General features: G+C 72.5%; 21 protein-coding genes. 7 read left to right on the top strand and 14 right to left on the bottom strand.

The features are described from left to right. Positions 1-8: 8 nt before the first annotated feature. Positions 9-1,715: a bifunctional 3-(3-hydroxy-phenyl)propionate/3-hydroxycinnamic acid hydroxylase gene (locus RBJ77_RS00725; RefSeq protein ID WP_372343149.1), complete on the top strand. Its 1,707-nt coding sequence runs from the start codon at positions 9-11 to the stop codon at positions 1,713-1,715. Further along, positions 1,712-2,656, top strand: coding sequence for a 3-carboxyethylcatechol 2,3-dioxygenase (locus tag RBJ77_RS00720; RefSeq protein WP_372343148.1), 945 nt, complete (start codon positions 1,712-1,714; stop codon positions 2,654-2,656). Before RBJ77_RS00725 ends, RBJ77_RS00720 begins: the two co-directional genes overlap by 4 nt. A 3-nt stretch (positions 2,657-2,659) precedes the next feature. Here the strand turns inward: RBJ77_RS00720 and RBJ77_RS00715 are convergent, their stop codons facing one another. Then, complete coding sequence (locus RBJ77_RS00715) at positions 2,660-3,457, bottom strand: SGNH/GDSL hydrolase family protein (RefSeq protein ID WP_372343147.1); 798 nt, start codon at positions 3,455-3,457, stop codon at positions 2,660-2,662. A gap of 132 nt (positions 3,458-3,589) precedes the next feature. On the opposite strand from RBJ77_RS00715, the gene RBJ77_RS00710 reads away from it, so the two are divergent. Beyond that, the gene (locus RBJ77_RS00710; RefSeq protein WP_372343146.1) at positions 3,590-3,853 is read left to right on the top strand and encodes a holin; all 264 of its coding nucleotides are present in this window, start codon (positions 3,590-3,592) and stop codon (positions 3,851-3,853) included. A 2-nt stretch (positions 3,854-3,855) separates the two neighbouring features. On the opposite strand, the gene abc-f is transcribed toward RBJ77_RS00710, so the two are convergent. From abc-f to RBJ77_RS00675, 7 genes are all read right to left on the bottom strand, one after another. Then, positions 3,856-5,484, bottom strand: a complete 1,629-nt coding sequence (abc-f, locus tag RBJ77_RS00705) for a ribosomal protection-like ABC-F family protein (protein WP_372343145.1) — start codon at positions 5,482-5,484, stop codon at positions 3,856-3,858. A gap of 52 nt (positions 5,485-5,536) precedes the next feature. Continuing rightward, positions 5,537-6,550 (bottom strand): hemolysin family protein, encoded by a 1,014-nt coding sequence (locus RBJ77_RS00700; protein ID WP_372343144.1) that lies wholly within the window; start codon positions 6,548-6,550, stop codon positions 5,537-5,539. Further along, the gene (locus tag RBJ77_RS00695) at positions 6,547-7,881 is read right to left on the bottom strand and encodes a hemolysin family protein (RefSeq protein WP_372343143.1); all 1,335 of its coding nucleotides are present in this window, start codon (positions 7,879-7,881) and stop codon (positions 6,547-6,549) included. The genes RBJ77_RS00700 and RBJ77_RS00695 overlap by 4 nt, the downstream gene beginning before the upstream one ends. Before the next feature lie 223 nt (positions 7,882-8,104). After that, entirely contained in the window at positions 8,105-8,533 is a 429-nt protein-coding gene (locus RBJ77_RS00690) for a GNAT family N-acetyltransferase (protein WP_372343142.1), read from the bottom strand. 58 nt (positions 8,534-8,591) lie between these two features. After that, entirely contained in the window at positions 8,592-9,461 is an 870-nt protein-coding gene (locus tag RBJ77_RS00685; protein WP_372343141.1) for an LLM class F420-dependent oxidoreductase, read from the bottom strand. 63 nt (positions 9,462-9,524) lie between these two features. Beyond that, positions 9,525-12,089 carry an ABC transporter permease gene (locus tag RBJ77_RS00680; RefSeq protein ID WP_372343140.1) on the bottom strand — a complete coding sequence of 855 codons (2,565 nt, stop codon included), beginning with the start codon at positions 12,087-12,089 and terminating at the stop codon, positions 9,525-9,527. 2 nt (positions 12,090-12,091) lie between these two features. Further along, positions 12,092-12,880, bottom strand: a complete 789-nt coding sequence (locus RBJ77_RS00675) for an ABC transporter ATP-binding protein (protein WP_372343139.1) — start codon at positions 12,878-12,880, stop codon at positions 12,092-12,094. Positions 12,881-12,985: 105 nt separating this feature from the next. On the opposite strand from RBJ77_RS00675, the gene RBJ77_RS00670 reads away from it, so the two are divergent. After that, a complete protein-coding gene (locus RBJ77_RS00670; protein WP_372343138.1) occupies positions 12,986-13,225 on the top strand; it encodes a toxin-antitoxin system HicB family antitoxin in 240 nt (79 codons plus the stop codon). Positions 13,226-13,259: 34 nt separating this feature from the next. Continuing rightward, positions 13,260-13,598: a fic family toxin-antitoxin system, toxin component gene (locus RBJ77_RS00665; RefSeq protein WP_372343266.1), complete on the top strand. Its 339-nt coding sequence runs from the start codon at positions 13,260-13,262 to the stop codon at positions 13,596-13,598. Positions 13,599-13,601: 3 nt separating this feature from the next. Here RBJ77_RS00665 and RBJ77_RS00660 read toward each other — a convergent pair whose 3' ends face one another. The 4 genes from RBJ77_RS00660 to bioB all read right to left on the bottom strand — a co-directional run bounded on the left by RBJ77_RS00660 (position 13,602) and on the right by bioB (position 17,762). Further along, a complete protein-coding gene (locus RBJ77_RS00660) occupies positions 13,602-14,306 on the bottom strand; it encodes a class I SAM-dependent methyltransferase (RefSeq protein ID WP_372343137.1) in 705 nt (234 codons plus the stop codon). Positions 14,307-14,584: 278 nt separating this feature from the next. Then, a complete protein-coding gene (gene bioD, locus RBJ77_RS00655; protein WP_372343136.1) occupies positions 14,585-15,319 on the bottom strand; it encodes a dethiobiotin synthase in 735 nt (244 codons plus the stop codon). A gap of 6 nt (positions 15,320-15,325) precedes the next feature. After that, positions 15,326-16,603, bottom strand: coding sequence for an adenosylmethionine--8-amino-7-oxononanoate transaminase (locus tag RBJ77_RS00650; protein WP_372343135.1), 1,278 nt, complete (start codon positions 16,601-16,603; stop codon positions 15,326-15,328). Then, positions 16,596-17,762 (bottom strand): biotin synthase BioB, encoded by a 1,167-nt coding sequence (bioB, locus tag RBJ77_RS00645; protein ID WP_372343134.1) that lies wholly within the window; start codon positions 17,760-17,762, stop codon positions 16,596-16,598. The genes RBJ77_RS00650 and bioB overlap by 8 nt, the downstream gene beginning before the upstream one ends. Before the next feature lie 143 nt (positions 17,763-17,905). Between bioB and RBJ77_RS00640 the strand changes: the two genes are divergently transcribed. Next, positions 17,906-19,075: an 8-amino-7-oxononanoate synthase gene (locus RBJ77_RS00640; protein ID WP_372343133.1), complete on the top strand. Its 1,170-nt coding sequence runs from the start codon at positions 17,906-17,908 to the stop codon at positions 19,073-19,075. Here RBJ77_RS00640 and RBJ77_RS00635 read toward each other — a convergent pair. Beyond that, positions 19,059-19,292 carry a DUF397 domain-containing protein gene (locus tag RBJ77_RS00635; protein WP_372343132.1) on the bottom strand — a complete coding sequence of 78 codons (234 nt, stop codon included), beginning with the start codon at positions 19,290-19,292 and terminating at the stop codon, positions 19,059-19,061. The genes RBJ77_RS00640 and RBJ77_RS00635 overlap by 17 nt on opposite strands. Beyond that, positions 19,289-20,194: a helix-turn-helix domain-containing protein gene (locus RBJ77_RS00630; protein ID WP_372343131.1), complete on the bottom strand. Its 906-nt coding sequence runs from the start codon at positions 20,192-20,194 to the stop codon at positions 19,289-19,291. Before RBJ77_RS00630 ends, RBJ77_RS00635 begins: the two co-directional genes overlap by 4 nt. Positions 20,195-20,479: 285 nt before the next feature. On the opposite strand from RBJ77_RS00630, the gene RBJ77_RS00625 reads away from it, so the two are divergent. After that, positions 20,480-20,938, top strand: coding sequence for an ATP-binding protein (locus RBJ77_RS00625; protein WP_372343130.1), 459 nt, complete (start codon positions 20,480-20,482; stop codon positions 20,936-20,938). Positions 20,939-20,992 lie beyond the last annotated feature (54 nt).

The raw sequence follows: 20,992 nt of genomic DNA, 5'->3' as shown, positions 1-20,992 counted from the left end.
CGCAGAACATGACCACCCTCGACACCGACGTCGTTGTCATCGGAGCCGGTCCCGTCGGCCTCACCCTCGCCAACCTGCTCGGCGTGCGCGGCCACCGGGCCACCGTCCTGGAGAGCCGCGACCGGCTCATCGACTACCCCCGCGGCGTCGGACTCGACGACGAATCGATCCGCACGCTGAGCACGGCCGGACTGTGGGAGAAGGTCCGCCCCTACACCGTCGCGCACCACGTGGTGCGGCTGGTCAACGGCAAGGGGCGGGTCCTCGCCACCAACGACCCGCGGACCCAGGAGTTCGGCCACGCGCGCAAGCACGGCTTCATCCAGCCGCTGGTCGACCGGGAACTCGCCGCGGGCCTCGACCGGTTCCCCGGCACCGAACTGCGCTTCGGCCACCGGGTCGTGGGCCTGGAGGACCGCGGCGACCACGTCGCGGTCACCGCCGAGCGGCTCGACGCCGACGGCGAGGCCACCGGCACCGTCACCCTCACCGCCGCGTACGCCGTCGGCTGCGAGGGCGGCAGCTCCTTCACCCGCAAGTGGATGGGCGTGCCGTTCGAGGGCAAGTCGCCCTCGACCCGCTGGGTGGTCGTCGACGTCGAGAACGACCCGATCGGCACCCCGTCCGTCTACCTCGGCGCCGACACGCGCCGCCCCTACGTATCCATCGGCCTGCCCCAGGGCATCCGCCGCTGGGAGTTCATGCTGCACGACGACGAGCCCACCGAACGGGTCGACGACCCCGCCTTCATGCACTCCCTGCTGGAGCGGCACGTCCCCGACCCGGCGGCGCTCACGGTCATCAACCAGCGCACCTTCACCCACCACGGGCGGGTGGCCGCCTCCTTCCGCAAGGGGCGCGTCCTCATCGCGGGCGACGCCGCCCACCTGATGCCGGTCTGGCTCGGCCAGGGCTGGAACTCGGGCATCCGCGACGCCACCAACCTGGCGTGGAAGCTCACCTCCGTCCTCGACGGCAGCGCCGACGCCGCCCTCCTCGACACCTACACCGAGGAGCGCCGCCGGCACGCCGCCGACATGATCGACGTGAACATGGCGGCCGGCACGATCATGAAGATGGGCCGCTTCGGCGGTGGGCTGCGCGACGCCTGTGCCGTCGTGCTCAATCTCGTACCGCGGTGGAAGTCGTACTTCACCGACCTGCGGTTCAAGCCCATGCCGCGCTACGCCGCGGGTGTCGTCGTCGACCAGGCGACCCTCGCGCCGGGCACCGCGCGGGCCGGGTTCAAGCGCGGCCGGCTCGCCCCGTTCACCGACTCCGCCGGTGAACTCTCCCCGGTGGGGCTGCAGTTCATCCAGCCGCGCGTCAGCACGGCGGACGCCACGGACGTCCTGCTCGACGAGGTCACCGGCGACTGGTGGACCCTCGCCACCTGGGGCACCGACCCGACGGCCTTCCTGTCACCGGCCGACCTGGCGCTCGTCCGGCGCCACCGCATCGCCCTGGTCTCCTTCGTGCCCGAGACCCAGCGCGCCTGGGCCGAGCAGCGCTCCGCCGGCTCACCGGCGCCGGTCACGGTGGTCGGCGACAGCACCGGAGCGCTCAAGAACTGGTTCGACACCCGCGCCTGCGGTCTGGTCGTCCTGCGTCCCGACCGCTTCGTCGCGGCCGCCTCGCTGACCGTGCAGGCCTCGCGGACCCTCGCCGCCGTTCTCGCGGCCGGATCCCTCACCACGGAAGGAGTCCCGGCATGACCCTCGCCCTCGTCACCATGTCGCACAGCCCGCTGCTGGAGTACGCCGATCCGCCCGCAGAGGTGGCCGACGCGGTCCAGGGCGCCTTCGACACCGTGCGGAACTTCGTGACGGAGTACGACCCCACCCTGGTCGTCTCCTTCGCGCCCGACCACTACAACGGCTTCTTCCACGACCTGATGCCGCCGTTCTGCATCGGCTTCGACGCCGTGGGCGTCGGCGACTACGGCACCACCGAAGGGCCGCTGAGCGTGCCGGGCGAGCGTGCCGAGGAGCTCGCGCAGTGGGTGGCCGAGCGGGACATCGACGTGGCCGTCTCCCGCCGCATGGAGGTCGACCACGGCGCCGTTCAGCCGCTGGAGATCCTCTTCGGCGGCGTCGACACCGTCCCCACCGTCCCGGTCTTCGTCAACGGCGTCGCCAGGCCCTTCGTGACGATGCGCCGCGTGCGCCGGCTCGGCGAAGCGATCGGCTCGTACCTCGCGGCGCTCCAGGACGAACGCGTCCTCGTCGTCGGCTCCGGCGGACTCTCCCACGACCCGCCCGTGCCCCAGTGGGCCACCGCCGACGACGCCGCCCGCGCCCTGCTGCTCAACGGGCGCCACCCCACGGCCGCCGCCCGCGACGCGCGCCAGCAGCGGGTCATCGACACGGCGAAGGCCTTCGCGGCGGGCACGGCCGACATCCGCGACCTCAACCCCGAGTGGGACCGGAACCTGATGGCGGTGCTCGCCTCCGGGGACCTGTCGCCGATCGACGCGATGACCGCGGACCAGATGGCGAAGGACGCGGGGAACTCCGCGCACGAGGTCCGCACCTGGGTCGCCGCCTTCGCGGCGCTCGGCGCCGCGGGCCCCTACGACGTGGCGTACTCGTTCTACCGGCCGATCCCGGAGTACATCGCAGGATTCGGCGTGATGGCGGCCCGCACCACCCGGTGACCTCTAGGGGCGGTCGTCGGTGTGGTCGGCGAGGTCGGCGTAGGGCGTCAGCTCGGCCCGCTTCGGCGGCCGCCCGTCACCCGAGGAGCGGCCGGTCAGCCGCCGCCCGATCCACGGCACGAGGTGCTGCTTGGCGAAGCGCGCGTCGGCCGCCCGGCGGGTCACCCAGTTCGGCGGGACCGCGGTCGGCAGCGCGGCCCGCCAGTCGGACTCGGCGTCGTACCCGAGCGCCTGCCACACCGCCTCGGCGACCCGGCGATGGCCCTCCGTCGTCAGGTGCAGCCGGTCCACGTCCCACATGCGCTGGTCGCCCAGGGCCGCGGCCCCGTACAGATCGACGACCACGGCGTCGTGCCGCGCCGCGAGGTCGTCGATGCAGGTGAACAGCTCCTCCATGCGCGGCCGGAACCGCTCCATCACCGGACCGTTGCGCCCCGGCGAACGCATCAGGACCAGCCGCTCGCACGACGGGGCCAGCCTCTCGACGGCCTCCGTGAGCAGATCGCGGACCCGGACCATGTCGCACTTGGGGCGCAGGGTGTCGTTGAGGCCGCCGACGAGGGTCACCACGTCCGCCTTCATGGCGGCGGCGACATCGATCTGCTCGTCGACGATCTGCCCGATGAGCTTGCCGCGCACGGCGAGGTTCGCGTACCGGAAGCCGGGGCTCTGGGCCGCCAGCCGGCCGGCCAGCACGTCGGCCCAGCCGCGGTACGAGCCGTCCGGGAGCCGGTCCGACATGCCCTCGGTGAAGGAGTCGCCGACCGCGACGAGGCTGGTGTATTTGGCATTCATCTGCATGGCGCCAGTGATGGTATCCCGGCCGGTCACAGCTCCGCGCGCCGCAGGTCTGGGCAGCGGCCCGGCCCCGCGGTATTCCAGGAGCAGACGGCACAGCGGCACGGCAGCACGAACGAGACGGGGGAGACGACCATGTGGAGCACCGCCTTCTGGAAGGCCACCGCCGAGCGCGCGATCAGGACCTTCGCCCAGGCCCTCGCCGCCGTCCTCGTGGCCGGCGCCACGAACCTGCTCGACGTCGACTGGGTGGCCGCACTCGGCACCGCGGGCCTGGCCACCCTGCTCGCCGTCCTCACGGCCGTCGGCACGGCCGGCATCGGACCGCACGGCCCCGGCATCCTGGAAGAGCCCACCGGCGGGACGACCTCGGCAGAGCCCGCCCGGCCCGCCGCCTGACGTCAGCCGCCGGCGACCAGCGCCCCGTCGGCGATCCGCACCTGGTCCCCGGCGAACCGCTCCCGCAGCCTGCGGTCGTGCGAGACCACCACGAGCGTGCCCGCGTACCCGGCGAGCGCCTCGTCCAGGTCCTCGACGAGCGCGGGGGACACGTGGTTCGTCGGCTCGTCCAGGAGCAGCAGATCGGCGGGGCGGGTGACCAGGCGCGCCAGGTCGAGGCGGCGGCGCTGCCCCACGGAGAGGCCGCGCACCGGCACGGACAGGTCCTCCTCGCGGAACAGCCCGAGGGCCAGGAGCGTCTCCGCGTGGTCCTCCGGCAGCCCGCCGAGCCCGGCCGCGAACGCGTCGAGCAGCGGCAGGCCGACGCCGTCGTGCGCCACCTCCTGCGTCAGGTAGCCGATGCGCGGCGGCAGCTGGACGCTGCCGCGATCCGGTACGAGCCGCCCCGCGAGGAGCGCCAGCAGGGTCGACTTGCCCGCGCCGTTCGGCCCCGTCACCAGCGTCCGTGAGCCCGGCTCCAGCACCAGCCGGTCCACCGCGAGCCGCTCGCCCACCACGGCGTCCGTCACCTCGACGGGCCGTACGAACGGATGGTCGCCGCCCTCCAGCGCGCCCTCGCCCGCCAGGAACCGCAGCGGGTCCGGCGGCCTCGGCACGGGCTCGGCGCGCAGCCTACGCAGCCGCTCGCGCGCGTTGCGGACGATGCCCGAGACCTGGCCCTCCACCGACCGCTGGTGCTTGGAGAACTTGGCGAACGAGCTGCTGTCCCGCATCCGCCAGCCGCTGGAGAGCCGGTCCGCCGTCCCCTCGGCGATCCGCTCCTGCCGCTCCACCTCGTCGCGCCACGCCCGGTGCCGCTCCTCCCAGCGGCGCCGCAGCGCCGTGCGCTGCTCCAGGTAGCCGTGCCAGCCGTTGCCGTACCGCGCCACCGAGCGGCGGTCCCCGTCGACCTCGACGATCGCGCCCGCCACCCGGTCGAGGAAGACCCGGTCGTGGGTGACGGCGACGACGGTGCCGCGGTGGGCCCGCAGCCGGTCCTCCAGCCAGCCGAGCGCCTGGTCGTCGAGGTGGTTCGTCGGCTCGTCCAGGAGCAGCAGCTCGGGCTGCGGCGCGAGCACACAGGCGAGCGCGAGCCGCGCCGCCTCACCGCCGGAGAGCGAGCCGAGCGTCCGCGTGCGATCCAGCCGGGGTACGCCGAGCCCGTGCAGGGCGGCCTCCAGCCGGGCGTCGGCGCGATAGCCGTCGCGCGCCTCGAAGGCCGCCACCAGATCCGCGTACGCGGCGAGCCCGGCCCGGTCCGCCGAGCCGAGCTCCGCCTCGGCCGCCCTGATCCGGCGCTCCAGGTCGCGCAGGTCCGCGAGCGCGTCGTCGACGGCGTCCCGCACGGTCGCCTCGGGCGGCAGCCGGAGCGTCTGGGCGAGGTAGCCGGTGCCGCCGTCGGCGACCACGACCGCGGACCCCTCGGCGGGGAGCAGCTCACCGGCCACGATGCGCAGCAGCGTCGACTTGCCCGAACCGTTCTCGCCGATGATCGCCACGTGCTCGCCGGGCCGCACCGTCAGCGAGACCCGGTCGAGCACCGGCCGGTCCGGATACCCGTACGACACGTCCTTCAGGACGAGCTGACTCACGACCTTGCCCCCTGCCGCTTCGGAGTTGCCTCGGAGCTGCCTCGGATTTGCCTCAGACGGGTAGCCCGAACAGCTCCCGCAGCACGTCCTCCATGGTCACCAGACCGGCGAGCCGGCCGTCCGAGCCGAGCACCGCGGCCACGTGCGTACGGCTGCCGCGCATCGCCGTCAGGACGTCGTCCAGCGGCGTCGTCTCCCGCACCCGCGCGATGGAGCGCATGTCCGGCACCCGGAACGGCAGATCGCGCGGCATCGCGTCCAGCGCGTCCTTCACGTGCAGATAGCCGACGATGCGCCGGCCCTCGTCCACCACGGGGAAGCGGGAGAAGCCGGACTCGGCGGAGAGCCGCTCCAGCTGCTCGGGGGTCACGCCCACGCGCGCGTAGACGACCTTCTCCAGCGGCAGGACGATCTCCTTCACCGGGCGGCGGCCCAGTTCGAGCGCGTCGTGCAGCCGCTCCTGGGCCCGGTCGTTGATCAGCCCGGCGTCCGAGGAGTCCTTGACCATCCGGGCCAGTTCGTCGTCCGAGAACGTCGCCGCGACCTCGTCCTTGACCTCGACGCGGAGCAGCTTGAGCAGCGTGTTCGCGAAGGCGTTGATCGTGAAGATCACCGGGCGCAGGGCGCGCGCCAGGGCCACCAGCGGCGGGCCGAGGAGCAGCGCGGAGCGCACCGGCTCGGCGAGCGCGATGTTCTTCGGCACCATCTCGCCGAGCAGCATGTGCAGATACGTCGCCACGGTCAGCGCGATCACGAACGAGATCGGGTGGACCAGGCCGTGCGGCACGCCGACGCCGTCGAAGACCGGCTCCAGCAGGTGCGCGATCGCCGGCTCGGCCACGATGCCGAGGACCAGCGTGCACAGCGTGATGCCGAGCTGCGCGGCGGCGAGCAGCGCGGACACGTGCTGCAGGCCCCACAGGACGCTGCGGGCCCGGCGGTCGCCGTCCTCGGCGTGCGGTTCGATCTGGCTGCGGCGCACCGAGATCAGGGCGAACTCGGCGCCCACGAAGAAGGCGTTGACGACGAGGGTCGCCAGGCCGATCAGAAGCTGGATCGCGGTCATCGGGCCTCCTCCGGGGTGGCGCTGTCGGTCAGCGGGGCGTGCAGCAGGACGCGGGCGGCACGGTGGCCGTGCGCGTCCACGACGTCGAGCCGCCAGCCGGTGACCTCGACGCTGTCGCCGACGTCCGGGATCCGGCCCAGCTCGGTCGCGACGAGCCCGGCGAGCGTCTCGTACGGGCCGTCGGGCGCGCGCAGTCCGACGCGGGCCAGCTGGTCGGTGCGGGCGGCGCCGTCCGCCGAGAACAGGGCGCGGCCCTGCTCGTCGGCACCGGCCGGCGCGATGTCGGGCGTCTCGTGCGGGTCGTGCTCGTCCCGCACCTCGCCGACGACCTCCTCGACGATGTCCTCCAGGGTGGCGACGCCGGCGGTGCCGCCGTACTCGTCGATGACCACGGCCATCGTGCGCTTCCCGGACAGCCGGTCGAGCAGCCGCTCCACGGTCAGCGACTCGGGGACGAGCAGCGGCTCGCGCAGCAGGTCGGCCACGCCCTTGCGGGGGCGCTGCCGGTCGGGCACGGCGAGCACGTCCTTGATGTGCACGATGCCGACGACGGTGTCGAGGTTGCCGCGGTAGACGGGGAACCGGGAGAGGCCGGTGGCCCGGGTCGCGTTCGCCACGTCCTCGCAGGTCGCCTGCACGTCGAGGGCCATGACCTGGACGCGCGGCGTCATCACGTTCTCCGCGGTCAGGTCGGCCAGGTTCAGCGTCCGGACGAACAGCTCGGCGGTGTCCGCCTCCAGGGCACCCTCCTTGGCGGAGTGCCGGGCGAGCGCCATGAGCTCCTGCGGGCCGCGCGCGGAGGCCAGCTCCTCGGTCGGCTCGATGCCGAACCGGCGCACGAGACGGTTCGCCGTGTTGTTCAGGTGGGTGATGAACGGGCGGAACGCCGCGCTGAACCAGCGCTGCGGCGTCGCCACCCGCTTGGAGACGGCCAGCGGCGACGAGATCGCCCAGTTCTTCGGCACCAGCTCGCCGACGACCATCAGGAACACGGTCGACAGGGCGGTGCCGATGACCAGCGCGACCGACGACGACGCCGAATCGGGGACGCCGATCGCTTCGAGGGGGCCCGCGATGAGCTTGCCGATGGACGGCTCGGCGAGCATGCCGACGACCAGATTGGTGACGGTGATGCCGAGCTGGGCACCGGACAGCTGGAACGTCAGGTTCCGTACGGCCTTCAGGGCGCTGGACGCGCCGCGCTCACCGCGCTCGACCGCCTGTTCGAGATCGCTGCGCTCGACGGTCGTGAGCGAGAACTCCGCCGCGACGAAGGCGCCGCAGGCCAGCGAGAGAAGCACTGCGACGGCGAGCAGAAGCACTTCGGTCATCGGGTCGTCACCTCCGTCCCATGATCGGCCAGGGGTGGGGCGGACGCGCGCTCGCGGGAGCCGCGCAGGGGGACGGACCGGGTACTGGGGGGCTCGCCCATGGGCGGACGCTCACACCTTTCGCAGAAATTACGAGTGACCCACCCATGGTAAAGGGTCGGCAAAGCGGTTTTCCTTACCGGTCCCGCGCCCCCTCCTCGCCCGGGGCGCCGCCGGGGTCCGCTCAGTCGTCGAGCAGGTGCTTCACCCAGCGGCTCCACTGCGGCTGGCGCGCGTACCCCGCCGCCTGCCACGCGTGGTGCGCCCGCTCGTTGCGGTCCAGGACCATCGCGTCGCCGCGCCGCCCGCCGAGCGCCACGAACCGCTCCTCGGCGGCCGTCAGCAGCGCGGATCCGATGCCCTGCCGTCGGGCGTCGGGGCGCACCGCGAGCCGGTACAGGTGGCAGCGCCAGCCGTCGAAGCCCGCGACGACCGTGCCGAGCAGCTCGCCGTCGCGCTCGGCGAGCAGCAGGGCCTCGGGGTCCCTCGCGACCAGGCGCTCGACGCCCGCCCGGTCGTCGCTGATGCTCGTGCCCTCCGCGGCCGTCTTCCAGAACGCCAGCACGGCGTCGAGGTCGGTGGGTGCGGCGGACCGGATACGAAGATCGCTCATGGCCCGATCCCATCACCGGTCGGCCGTCGTCCGCCGCCGAATTCCACATGCCGGACGGTCACCGCCCGCGCAGCTCCTCGATGACCGGCGCGAGGACCTCCATGTGCGGCTCCAGGACGGTGATGTACGAGAACCCGAACCGCTCCCGCTGCTCGATCAGCCGCCGGGCGATCTGCTCGACGCTGCCGACCAGGACGAGCGGTGAGTCCAGGACGTCCTGCTCGGTGAGGGTCGGCATGCGCTCCAGCCAGGGCCGCGCCGAGGCCGCCGGATCGTCGGTGACGTCCACCAGCTGGACGAGCAGGTTCCGCTCGGCGGGCTCGGCCCGGTCCGCGGCGAACTTCCGGTACGCGGCCACCCGCCCGTCCAGCTCCTCGGCCGACAGCGGGAAGAGGCCGCTGGGCAGCTCGGGGGCCGGGCGCGCGCCGACGAACGCGGCGATGTCGGCGTGCTCGGCGACGATCCGCAGCATCCGGTCCCCGTTCCCGCCGATCAGCAGCGGCGGCCGCGAGCCCGGCCCGGACGAGGGCAGCAGCCGCTCCAGCTCCTCCACGGTGTGCAGGAGCCGGTCCACCCGGCTGCCCGGCGTGCCCCACTCGACGCCTGCCTGCTCGAACTCCGCACGCACGTATCCGGTGCCGAGGCCCAGTTCGAGCCGGCCGTCGGTCAGTGCGACGGCGGTCGCCACCTCGCGGGCGAGCAGCACCGGGTTCCAGAACGCGCAGTTGAGCACGAACGTGCCGAGGCGCGGCCGGGTCGTCGCCTCGGCCGCCGCCACCAGGGCTGGGAACGGCGACGGCATGCCCAGGTGGTCGGCCACGGAGATCACGTCGAAGCCCAGCTCCTCCGCCCTGCGGCACTTGGCGCGCCACGCGTCGCCGGGCGAAGGAGCGATGAGATTGACGCCGAAACGGAACGGGCGGGTCATGAACTCTCCTCACGTGCGGGCGACTTGGGGCGGTCGGACGGAGTGTCCGGCCGCCCCATCCCATCACTCGTGAGCGATGGCCGCCAGCACGTTCAGCCGCGACGCCCGCAGCGCGGGAAGCAGGGCCGCGGCGAGCCCCACGACCACCGAACCGACCACGACCGCCACGATCGTCGGCCACGGGATCGCCAGCGCCTTCATGCCCTCCAGGGCGAGGACCTGCTGCGCCGCCACGCCCCACACCAGGCCGAGCGCCAGTCCGAGGACCGCGCCGAACACGGCGATCACCACGGATTCGAGACGGATCATCCGCCGCAGCTGCCGCCGCGCGAGCCCGATCGCCCGCAGCAGACCGATCTCCCGGGTGCGCTCCACGACCGACAGGGCAAGGGTGTTGACGACGCCCAGGACCGCGATGACGATCGCCAGGCCGAGGAGCGCGTACACCAGGTACAGCAGCACCGCGATCTGGTCGTGGACCAGGGCCTTGTAGTCGGCGAGGTCGCGCACCTGCACCTGCGGGTACGGATCGAGGGACTTCTCCAGCCGCGCCCGCAGGGTGTCGGCGGAGGTGCCGGACGCCGCGTTCACGTAGACCGCCGAGTCCTGGCCGCCGGGCACGTACGTCACCAGGGTGGACAGGCCGACGAAGAAGCCGCCGCGCATCCCGAAGTCGTTGGTCTCCCGGTCGGTGAGCGCGCCCACGGTGAGCGACGCGCGCCGCCCGCCGGGGAACTCCACCGGGAGCACGCTGCCCATGCGCACCTCGTGGTCGTCCGCGAACTCCTTCTGCAGCGCGATGTGTCCGGGCGCGAGCGCCTGCGCACTGGTGCCCTGTGCGTACGTGACGTGGGCGACGTCGTCCAGCCGCGCGTCCCACCCGGCTGCGGTCGTCCTGACCCGGTCGCCGTCCGGCAGCCGCACGGCGAGCGCGGTGAACCGCTGGCGCACGACGAGACCGACGCCGTCGGTGTCGTTGATCTTCTCGGTGACCTCCTGCGGGAACGGCACGAAGTTGGCGTTCTGCACGGTGAAGTCGGCGCCGAGCGTCTCGTCGATCTGGTCGTCGAACGACGTGCTCATGGACGCGCTCGCCACCGACATGCCCGCGACCAGCGCGAGCCCCACCATCAGGGCGGCCGCGGTGGCGCCGGTACGACGCGGGTTGCGCAGCGCGTTGCGCTGGCTCATCCGCCCGACCGACCCGAACAGGGCCGGGAACGCGGCGCCCAGGACCCGGATGACGGGTCGGACGAGCAGCGGGCCCGCGACGACCGTGGCGATCAGCGTCAGCACGATGCCGAGCACGAGCAGGGAACTCGCCGTAGCGGTCCGCGTCGCGGCGGCGCAGCCGAGGAGCGCGGCGGCCCCGGCGGCCGCGAGGAGCCCTCCGACGAGGGCCCGCACCCGCAACGGCCGCCCCACACCGGCGATCTCCGCATCGGCCAGTGCCGCCATGGGGGAGACCCGGGCCGCCCGCCGCGACGGCAGGTAGGCCGCCACGAACGTCACCCCGACCCCGACCACGAAGGCGGCGACGGGCGTGCCCCAGCCGACCACCATCTCCGTGGACTTGAGGTTCATCCCGAAGACGCCCATGAGCTTGATGAGCCCCGCCGCGAGCCCGATCCCGAGACCCAGCCCGACCGCGGAACTGACGAACCCGAGCAGCACCGCCTCCGTCAGGACGGACCGCCGCACCTGCCGCCGGTCCGCACCGAGCGCCCGCAGCAGCCCCAACTCCCTGGTCCGCTGGGCGATCAGCATCGAGAACGTGTTGACGATGAGGAACACCCCGACGAGCACGGCGATGCCCGCGAAGCCCAGCATCACGTACTTGATGATGTCGAGGAATCCGCCCAGGTCCTCCGCGGCCGACTTCGCGTCCTCGTCGGCCGTCTTCAAGTCGTAGGAGCTGCCCAGGACTTGGCCGATGTTCCGCTTGAGCGCGGCGTCGCTGACCCCCGACGCCGCGTCGACCGAGATGCTCGTGGCCCGCCCGGGACCGCCGAGCAGTCTGCGCTGCGCGGTGTCCGTGTCCAGGAAGACCAGCGCCGCGCCCGGGTTCGTCGTACGGAAGGTCGCGATGCCCACGATCTCGACCTCGAACGAGCCGGGCCCGGCCAGGACGGTGAGCTGGTCGCCGACCCGCACGTGCTTCTTGTCCGCGGTGTCGGCGTCGAGGAGCGCCTGGCCGTCGCCGCGCGGCGCGTGCCCGGACGTCAGCCGGACCGGACTGCGGTCGGTGGGCGCCCAGTTGGTGGCGATGGTCGGCGCGCCCGTCGTCGGGCCGACCGAGTCGTTGTGCCGGTCGACCACCGTGATGTTCTCGACCTCGGCGTCGATGTGCGTGGCGGCGACCCCGTCGACCCGGTCGATCCGGGACGCCAGTGACGCGGGCAGCGTCCGCACGTCGCCGGACGGGATCGACTCGTCGAAGTCGTCCTCCTTCGGACTCACCCGGACGTCCGCCGACGTCGACGCGAAGAGCCGGTCGAAGGTGCGGGCCACGGTGTCCGAGAAGATCAGGCTGCCCGCCACGAACGCCACCGAGAGGACCACGGCGAGGCCCGACAGGACGAGGCGTCCCTTGTGCGCGAGGAAGCTCCTGAGCGTCGCCTTCAGCATGGCTACGTCCGCGGCGAGGGCTGGTCGCCGATGGCGCCGCGCACGACGTCGAACCGCTTCATGCGCTCCAGGACCGCCTCCGCGGTCGGCTCCCGCATCTCGTCCACCAGGCGCCCGTCGCCGAGGAAGAGGACCAGGTCGGCGTGGGCCGCGGCGCCCGGATCGTGCGTCACCATCACCACGGTCTGCCCCAGGTCGTCGACGGCCTCGCGCAGGAAGCCCAGCACCTCCAGGCCGGCCCGTGAGTCCAGGTTCCCGGTCGGTTCGTCCGCGAAGATCAGCTCGGGCCTGGCCGCCAGCGCCCGGGCGCACGCGACCCGCTGCTGCTGGCCGCCCGACAGCTGGGCCGGCCGGTGCTTGAGCCGGTCCCGCAGTCCCAGCGTGTCGATGACCTTCTCCAGCCACGCCCGGTCCGGCGACTTGCCCGCGATGTCCATCGGCAGCGTGATGTTCTCGGCGGCGTTCAGCGTCGGGATGAGGTTGAAGGACTGGAACATGAAGCCCACGCGGTCGCGCCGCAGCCGGGTCAGCTCCCGCTCCTTCAGCCCCGTGATCTCCGTGTCACCCAGCCACACCTGTCCCGCCGACACCGTGTCGAGCCCGGCGAGGCAGTGCATCAGCGTGGACTTCCCCGAGCCCGAAGGCCCCATCACCGCGGTGAACCGTCCCCGGGCGATCTCCACGTCCACCGCGTCGAGCGCGAGGACCTGGGTCTCCCCGGACCCGTACGCCTTGGTCAGACCCCTGGCCCGGGCCGCGACCACACCCGTGACCACATCCGCATCCCCCACCCCAACTCCCTTACGCCGTAAGTCAGTTGTGCATCAGGTCGAAGTCGAGGATAGCCGGGCCGGCCCGCCTTGCGGGTGCTAGCGCATCGGCGCTAGCGTGAGGTCATGGCGAAGACCCAGCTGAACGTGCGCGTGGACGAGGACACCGCCCGCGCCGCGAAGGAGCGCGCACTCGCCCGCGGCATGAGCGTGAACCGGTACATCGAGGAGCTGGTCAGACGGGACGCCGGCGAGCTCGGCCGGACGTTCGTCGACGCGGCCGCCGACTTCATGAAGCAGTACGAGGCGGTCTTCGCGGAAGAGTTCGGTACGGACAGGGAAGGCCGGCGCCGCCCCGTTGAGTGAACCGCACATCGACATCGACCTCGCGTGGCTGCTCATGGTCGCCGAGCAGAAGACCCCGGGCGACCCGCAGGTCACGGACTGGGGCGCCCTGGTGGCCGCCGTCTCCCGGCACACCGCGCAGATATTCGAGATCCCGGTCTACGACACCCCGCACGCCCGTGCCGCGGCGCTGCTCCAACTCCTCATCCACGTACCGGCGCTGGAGCGCTCGAACGCGATGTACGCCTCCGCGGTGGCCTACGCCTACCTGGTCGCCAGCGGCCTCAAGGTGGTCATCTCCCCCGAGCAGGTGCGGGAGCTGGCCCGGCTGGTCAAGGACGGCGGCGCCACGGTCCACGACATCGAGAAGGAACTGCGCAAGTGGAGCCGGTGAACCCTACGTGCTGAGCTCCGGCCGCCGCGCGGCCCCGATGACGCAGTACGACGTGGGCAGGCGCACCCCGCGCTCCGGCACCAACAGCCGCCGGTACGCGCCCAGTTCGAACCCGGCGTCCCGCAGGGAGCCCAGCGCGTCGCGTCCCACGTGACATCCGCCGAAGGCGCGCGGCCACACGGTCCGGTCCAGCGCCGACTGGAAGCCCCGCATCCCGCGCCCCGGTGCCTGCCCGTGCTCGAAGAACCGCAGCTCGCCGCCGGGCCGCAGGACCCGCCGCACCTCGCCCAGCGCTCGCTCCACGTCCCGCACGCTGCACAGCACGATGCAGAGCACCACGGCGTCGAACCCCTCGCTCTTCACCGGCAGCGCCTCCGCGGCACCCGGCACCACGTCGACCGGGACGTCCGCCCGCTGCGCCGCGTCGACCGCCAACTGGCGCAGCCCGCGCTCCGGTTCGATCGCGACGACCTCGGACACGGTGCGCGGGTAGTACCCGAAGTTCAGCCCGTTGCCCGCGCCGACCTCCAGCACCCGCCCGGACAGCCCGGCGAGCAACTCGGTCCGCACGGGAGCCATCACCGGCTCGGCGCGCACGCTGAACCGGGCGTAGAACCGGGCGAAGAGCGGATGGTGCACCGCATCCTTGGCCGGGCGCCGTGCGGAGCCCTTACGGGGTGACAGAGGTGACAGGGGACGCCCCACCATGGGAACCCTCCTCAGTGAGACCGACGGTTACCCCGAGTCTTCCCCGCGCACGGCCTCCCGACCGGAAACCACGACGATCCGTCGCCCACCCGGTACGCCGCCTGGGGCCTGTCTCCCAGATCCCTCCTGCCCCACGACGCCTGGCACGCGCTCTCGCCGCACCGGGCGCAAGGCCGAGTACGTCCAGTACGAGACCTTGAGCCCGGCACGCCGAGAGCACGCACCGGACGCCGCAGGGCCCGCCCTTCGGGCGGACGGAGGGACCTGGGAGACAGGCCCTAGGCGACCCCTCGCGCAAATTCCGCACCGTCCCACACGCCACCGAGCTCCGGCCCCAGCCAGCCCCCGGCGGAGGTGCGAAAACCGGCCACCGCCAGCTCCCCGGCCCCGGCCGGAATCGCCCCCAGCAGGCCGGCGCCCGCCACCACGGGCAGATCGGCCACGTTGCACCGCTCCGCGAGTCCGGGCTGCCGGGGCCAGCTGCCGATCACCACGCCCGCCTGGCCGAGCCCCCGCGCGCGCAGCGCCTCCGCCGTCAACTGGACGGAGTTCAGCGTGCCGAGGCCCGCCTGCGCCACCACGAGCACCGGCGCCCCCAGCAGCCGCGCCGCGTCCGCCAGCGTCGCCCCCTCCGCGTCGAGGTGCACGAGCAGCCCGCCCGCGCCCTCCACCAGGACCAGGTCGTGCGAGGCGGCCAGCTTCTCGGCGGCCTCGGCGACCTGCGCGGGCCGCACCGGCGCGAGGCCGGCCCGCGCCGCGGCGGTGCCGGGCGCGAGCGGCTCGGGGAACCGGCCCAGTTCGAGGGGCGTCACGGCGTCTCCCGCGAGCCGCACCACCTCGTCGACATCACCGGGCTCGTCCGGCGCGACCCCGGTCTGGGCCGGCTTGAGCACGGCCACCGACCGTCCGGCCCGCACCGCCACCGCGGCGATCGCCGCCGTGGTCACGGTCTTCCCGATCTCGGTGCCGGTCCCGGTGACCACCAGGACCTGCCCGTCACGCGTCGTCCCCACCGCTGTTCACCCCTTCCGGGCGGCGGCGCACACCGCACGCCCGATCCGTGCCAGGTCCTCGTCGCCGGTGATGTACGGCGGCATCGTGTAGACGAGATCGCGGAACGGGCGCAGCCACACGCCCTCCGCGACCGCGGCCCGGGTCGCCGCCGCCACGTCGACCTCGTGGTCGAGCTGGACGACACCGATCGCGCCGAGCACCCGTACGTCCCTGACCCCCGGGGCGTCCACGGCCGGCGCCAGCCCGTCCCGCAATCCGGCCTCGATCCGCTTGACCTCCGCCCGCCAGTCCTGCGCGAGCAGCAGGTCGATGGACGCGCAGGCCACCGCGGCGGCCAGCGGATTGCCCATGAACGTCGGCCCGTGCGCGAGCACCGGCACCTCGCCGCGGGAGATCCCGTCGGCGACCCGGGCCGTGCACAGCGTCGCCGCCATCGTCAGATAGCCGCCGGTCAGCGCCTTCCCGACGCACATCACGTCGGGGGTCACCCCGGCGTGCTCGGCGGCGAACAGCGCCCCCGTGCGCCCGAACCCCGTCGCGATCTCGTCGAACACGAGGAGGACGTCGTGCGCGTCGCACGCCTCCCGCAGCACCCGCAGGTACGCGGGGGAGTGGAAGCGCATGCCGCCCGCGCCCTGCACCACGGGCTCCACGACGACCGCGGCCAGCTCGTGCGCGTGCCGCGCGACCAGCTCCCGAAGGTGTTCCGCGTACCCCTCCTCGTACGCACCGGGCGGCGCGTCCGCGAAGACCTGCTCCTGGAGGACGCCCGACCACAACTGGTGCATACCGCCCTCGGGGTCGCACACGGACATCGGCTGCCAGGTGTCCCCGTGGTAGCCGCCGCGCCACGTCAGCATCCGGCGCTTCTCGGGACGGCCCAGCGAGCGCCAGTACTGCAGGCACATCTTCAGGGCGACCTCGACGGACACCGACCCCGAGTCGGCCAGGAACACGTGCTCGAGACCGTCCGGCGACATGTCGACAAGGCGCTTCGACAGCCGGACGGCGGGCTCGTGCGTGAGCCCGCCGAACATCACGTGACTCATCCGGTCCAGCTGGTCGCGGGCCGCCTCGTTCAGCACCGGGTGGTTGTAGCCGTGGATCGCCGACCACCAGGACGACATGCCGTCCACCAGCTCGCCGTGCCCGGCGACGCGCAGCCGCACCCCGGCCGCCGACTCGACGACCAGGGGGTCCTGCCGGCCGGGCATCGGCCCGTACGGATGCCAGACGTGCTGCCGGTCGAGCGCGATCAGTTCCTCGACGTGCGGATCAGGCATTGGGGGCGAGATCCGTCCCCGCACCGCGGCGCCGCACGGCGACGAGATCGGTCCGCGCCTCGGGCGCCTCGGGGGACCCGGAAGCGGACCCGCACACCGAACCCGACTCCGACCCGCACGCCGAGCCGCCCTCCGACGCGCAGCCCGCCGCGTCGGAGCGGTGCTCGGGCAGCGTCACCTGATCGGTGCCCTCCACCTCGAAACCGGCGTCCGCGATCATGTCCAGGTCCGCCCGGCCCGCCTGGCCCTCACTGGTCAGGTAGTCGCCCAGGAAGATGGAGTTGGCGATGTGCAGGGCCAGCGGCTGCATCGAGCGCAGGTGCACCTCGCGGCCCCCCGCGATCCGCACCTCGACGTCGGGGCAGACGAACCTGACCATGGCCAGAATCCGCAGGCAGCGCTGGGGGGTCAGGTTCCACTCCTTGGCCAGCGGAGTGCCCTCGAACGGGATGAGGAAGTTGACCGGAACCGAGTCCGGGTCCAGCTCACGCAGCCCGAACACCACGTCGACCAGATCCGCGTCGCTCTCGCCCATGCCCGCGATCAGCCCCGAACAGGCCGAGAGCCCGGCCGCGTGCGCCTTCTGCACGGTGTCGACCCGGTCCGCATACGTGTGCGTCGTGGTGATGTCGCCGTACGTGGCCTCGGACGTGTTCAGGTTGTGGTTGTACGCGTCCGCGCCCGCCCCGCGCAGCCGCTCGGCCTGCCCGTCGGAGAGCAGCCCCAGGCACGCGCACACCTCGACGCCCTCGTTCTGCGACTTGATCGCGTCGATGGTCTGAGCGACCCGGTCGACGTCCTTGTCCGTCGGGCCGCGCCCGCTCGCCACGAGACACACCCGCTTGGCGCCGCCCGCGACACCGGCGGCCGCGGCCTTCGACGCGTCGTCCGGCTTGAGCCAGGTGTACTTGAGGATCTCCGCCTTCGAACCGAGCCGCTGCGAGCAGTACGAGCAGTCCTCCGGGCACAGACCCGACTTGAGGTTCACCAGATAGTTGAGCTTCACCCGGCGTCCGAACCACTGGCGGCGCACCTTGCCGGCCGCGGCCACCACGTCGAGCAGTTCGTCGTCCGTCGTCGCCAGCACGGCGAGCGCCTCTTCACGGCTCGGCAGTTCGCGCCGAAGCCCCTTGTCCACCAGCGTGTTCAGCAGGTCCATGGCGTCAGATCCTTGCCTATGGACAGGCCCTCGCGAAAGGAGACTTCGTACAAAGGACGGCGTTCGACGTGTGGGTATTGCCACACCATGACCTTGTGGCGGCCCGGCTAGGGTCTGTGCGTTACCTACAAACCGAGGGAGTCATGGCCACAGCCCACACCCGTGCGTTCGGCTGGCTCGACGAGCAGCGCGACGCCCGTGAGTCCGCCGGTCTCGTGCGCACCCTGCGCCCGCGCCCCGCCGACTCCCCGTTGCTCGATCTCGCGAGCAACGACTATCTGGGTCTGGCCCGGCACCCCGAGGTCGTCGAGGCCGCCGCCGGGGCCGCACGGACGTGGGGCGGCGGTGCGACCGGGTCGCGTCTGGTCACCGGCACCACTCAGTTGCACACCCGTCTGGAGCGGGAACTGGCGGAGTTCTGCGGCGCCGAGTCCGCGCTCGTGCTGTCGTCCGGCTACGCGGCGAACCTGGCCGCCGTCACCGCGCTCGCCCCGCACGGCTCGCTGATCGTGTCCGACGCGGGCAACCACGCCTCCCTGATCGACGGCTGCCGGCTCGCCCGCGGCACCACGCAGGTCGTGCCGCACGCGGACCCCGAGGCCGTCCGCAAGGCGCTCGGCACCCATGAGGGACCGGCCGTCGTCGTCTCCGACACGGTCTTCTCGGTGGACGGCGACCAGGCGCCACTGGGTGAACTCGCTTCTGCGGCAAGGGAGTTCGGGGCCGGGCTGATCGTCGACGACGCGCACGGCCTGGGCGTTCTCGGCGCCGGCGGGCGCGGCGCCCCGCACGCGGCGGGTCTCGCGGGCGCGGCCGACACCGTCGTCACCGTCACCCTGTCCAAGTCCTTCGGGAGTCAGGGCGGCGCGGTCCTCGGTCCCGCGGCCGTCATCGACCACCTCGTCAACGCGGCCCGTACGTTCATCTTCGACACCGGTCTCGCCCCGGCCGCCGCCGGAGCGGCGCTGGGCGCCCTGCGGCTGCTGCGCGCCGAGCCCGAGCGGGCCGCGCGGGCCCGTGAGGTCGCGGCGACGCTGCACCGGCTGCTCACGGAGGCGGGCCTGTCGGCCGTGCGCCCCGATGCCGCCGTGGTCTCCGTACGGGCCCCCTCGCCGGACGCGGTGGTGGGCTGGGCCGCGCGGTGCCGGGCGAACGGGCTGTCGGTGGGCTGCTTCCGTCCGCCGTCCGTGCCGGACGGCATCTCGCGGCTGCGGCTGACCGCCCGCGCCGACCTCACCGACGAACAACTCGTCGAGGCCGTACGGGCGATCAGCCGCACCGCTCCGGACGGAGCGGTCACCGCAGGGAGCTGACGAAGCCTTCCCAGGCGGTGGAGTGGAACAGCAGGGCGGGCCCCGCGGTGTTCTTCGAGTCACGGACGGCGAGCAGACCGGTGACGTGCCCCGAGCTCAAGGGGGCCGTCTCGACGCAGTTGTTGGCGCCGGTGCTGCGGCTGCTGCGCCGCCACACCGCGCCGCTCAGCGAGGTGCTGCACGGAACGGATGGCACGGGCCGAGGCAGTGCATTCATGGTGCCTCCTCACGCGTCACCGGGGCGCGACGGGGCGTCGGCGTCCTCGTCCACCCGGCGACCTGTGTGATGAATTCCAATGATTTCTCGGGCGAAAGTGCATGGAGCGCAAGAGCGTCGAAGGCGTCTGTGTACGCCTTGAGGTCTTCTTTCCGCTCGAGGTAGAGGCTACTCGTCAAATGGTCGAGAACAACCACATCCAGATCAGTTGTGTTCGGAAATGAGAACACAACGAAAGGACCTGTGAGTCCGATGTGGCCACCGGCCGAGAACGGAAGCACCTGAATCCGGACATGCGACATCTCGGCCGCCTCGGCCAAATGTGCCAACTGCCTTTGCCGGACGCCTGGTCCACCCACGTCGCGGCGCAGCACCGCCTCGTCGAGAACCACGCTGAGCTGCAGCGGAGGGTCGGCCTGCAGCACGCTCTGGCGTGCCAGGCGCACTTCCACGAGTGCCTCGATATGCCGTTCCGACATTCCGTCCAGTACCGAACGCGTCACCGCTCGCGCGTATTCGGGCGTCTGCAACAGACCGGGCACCACGCTCGTCTCCAGCGTGCGGATCTGACACGCCTGCGACTCCAGACTGATGAAATCTCGGTACGAGGGCGGCAAAAGCCCCCGATACGCATGCCACCAATGATGCCCACCGGCATCCTCCGCGCCCGCCAACGCGACCACCAGCTCGCGCAGTTGGGGGTCCTGGGTGTCGAACGCGTCGAGCAGCAGCAGGACGTCCGACGGCTTCACGCCACTGCGCCCTGTCTCGATCCGGCTCACCTTCGACTGATGCCAGCCGACGAGCCGGGCTGCCTCACCACTGGTGAGCCCGGCCTTGACGCGCAGCGCGCGCAGTTCGGAACCGAGCTTGCGGCGGCGGACCGCGGGACCGTACTTCATTTCTGACTCCTCGGGCGCCTCAGGCCTCGGACCGGGCTCCTTCCCGACCCGCACGGGGTAGCTCCTGAGCAGACGGTAGAGGAACCGGCGTGCGCTCGCCCAAATACGGTCTACCGTCGCAGAGTTCACCGCTTCGAGCGACAGATATATGCATATCTTGAGGGATCGGCACCATAGAGGGGTGTCCAAGTGGCACTCTGGCGCGAAGCAGTAGTCGGGGGCCGCGCGTGAAGCGATCCGCCGCAGGCGGACAACCGGCCCCGGCGGGAAAGGGACGACGTCGCCATGGCAGACCACCAGGAAGCATCCGTCACGCTGCCGAGCGATCCCGCCTCGGTCTCCGCCGCCCGTGCCTACGTCACCCATGTACTGGCGGAGTGGGGCATGCCGGGCGACACCGACACCGCGGACGTCGTCCGTCTCATCGTCTCCGAACTCGCGACGAACGCCGTGCAGCACACCCTCGGTCAGTCACCCACCTTCACCGTCGACGTGGAGCTGGAGCGCGACGAGCAGCTGCGCATCGGCGTCACCGACAGTCATCCCCGCTACCCCAAGCGGCTGCCCGCCGCCGTCCAGCAGGACAACGGCCGGGGCATGGTCATCATCCGCTGCCTCACCGCGGAGTGCGGCGGCAGACTCTCGGTCGCCCCGACACCCGAGGGCGGCAAGACCGTGTGGATCGCGCTGCCCTGGATCACCCGCCTGAACGGCGACAACGGCCGCGCGGCGCCCGCCTGCTGACGTCCCGTCATCCGCCGGCTCGGCTCCGCGACGTCCCGTCATCCGCCAACTCGG

This window comes from Streptomyces sp. KL116D (assembly GCF_030766975.1).
Taxonomy (GTDB): Bacteria; Actinomycetota; Actinomycetes; order Streptomycetales; family Streptomycetaceae; genus Streptomyces; species Streptomyces longispororuber_A.
The sequence above is the reverse complement of the archived record's forward strand: the minus strand, read 5'-3'. Positions and strand labels throughout refer to the sequence as shown.

Coding starts and splice junctions, on each gene's coding strand:
- RBJ77_RS00725 (WP_372343149.1), top strand. CDS start 9: ATGACCACCCTCGACACCGACGTCGTTGTCATCGGAGCCGGTCCCGTC.
- RBJ77_RS00720 (WP_372343148.1), top strand. CDS start 1,712: ATGACCCTCGCCCTCGTCACCATGTCGCACAGCCCGCTGCTGGAGTAC.
- RBJ77_RS00715 (WP_372343147.1), bottom strand. CDS start 3,457: ATGCAGATGAATGCCAAATACACCAGCCTCGTCGCGGTCGGCGACTCC.
- RBJ77_RS00710 (WP_372343146.1), top strand. CDS start 3,590: ATGTGGAGCACCGCCTTCTGGAAGGCCACCGCCGAGCGCGCGATCAGG.
- RBJ77_RS00700 (WP_372343144.1), bottom strand. CDS start 6,550: ATGACCGCGATCCAGCTTCTGATCGGCCTGGCGACCCTCGTCGTCAAC.
- RBJ77_RS00695 (WP_372343143.1), bottom strand. CDS start 7,881: ATGACCGAAGTGCTTCTGCTCGCCGTCGCAGTGCTTCTCTCGCTGGCC.
- RBJ77_RS00690 (WP_372343142.1), bottom strand. CDS start 8,533: ATGAGCGATCTTCGTATCCGGTCCGCCGCACCCACCGACCTCGACGCC.
- RBJ77_RS00685 (WP_372343141.1), bottom strand. CDS start 9,461: ATGACCCGCCCGTTCCGTTTCGGCGTCAATCTCATCGCTCCTTCGCCC.
- RBJ77_RS00680 (WP_372343140.1), bottom strand. CDS start 12,089: ATGCTGAAGGCGACGCTCAGGAGCTTCCTCGCGCACAAGGGACGCCTC.
- RBJ77_RS00670 (WP_372343138.1), top strand. CDS start 12,986: ATGGCGAAGACCCAGCTGAACGTGCGCGTGGACGAGGACACCGCCCGC.
- RBJ77_RS00665 (WP_372343266.1), top strand. CDS start 13,260: ATGGTCGCCGAGCAGAAGACCCCGGGCGACCCGCAGGTCACGGACTGG.
- RBJ77_RS00660 (WP_372343137.1), bottom strand. CDS start 14,306: ATGGTGGGGCGTCCCCTGTCACCTCTGTCACCCCGTAAGGGCTCCGCA.
- RBJ77_RS00650 (WP_372343135.1), bottom strand. CDS start 16,603: ATGCCTGATCCGCACGTCGAGGAACTGATCGCGCTCGACCGGCAGCAC.
- bioB (WP_372343134.1), bottom strand. CDS start 17,762: ATGGACCTGCTGAACACGCTGGTGGACAAGGGGCTTCGGCGCGAACTG.
- RBJ77_RS00640 (WP_372343133.1), top strand. CDS start 17,906: ATGGCCACAGCCCACACCCGTGCGTTCGGCTGGCTCGACGAGCAGCGC.
- RBJ77_RS00635 (WP_372343132.1), bottom strand. CDS start 19,292: ATGAATGCACTGCCTCGGCCCGTGCCATCCGTTCCGTGCAGCACCTCG.
- RBJ77_RS00630 (WP_372343131.1), bottom strand. CDS start 20,194: ATGAAGTACGGTCCCGCGGTCCGCCGCCGCAAGCTCGGTTCCGAACTG.
- RBJ77_RS00625 (WP_372343130.1), top strand. CDS start 20,480: ATGGCAGACCACCAGGAAGCATCCGTCACGCTGCCGAGCGATCCCGCC.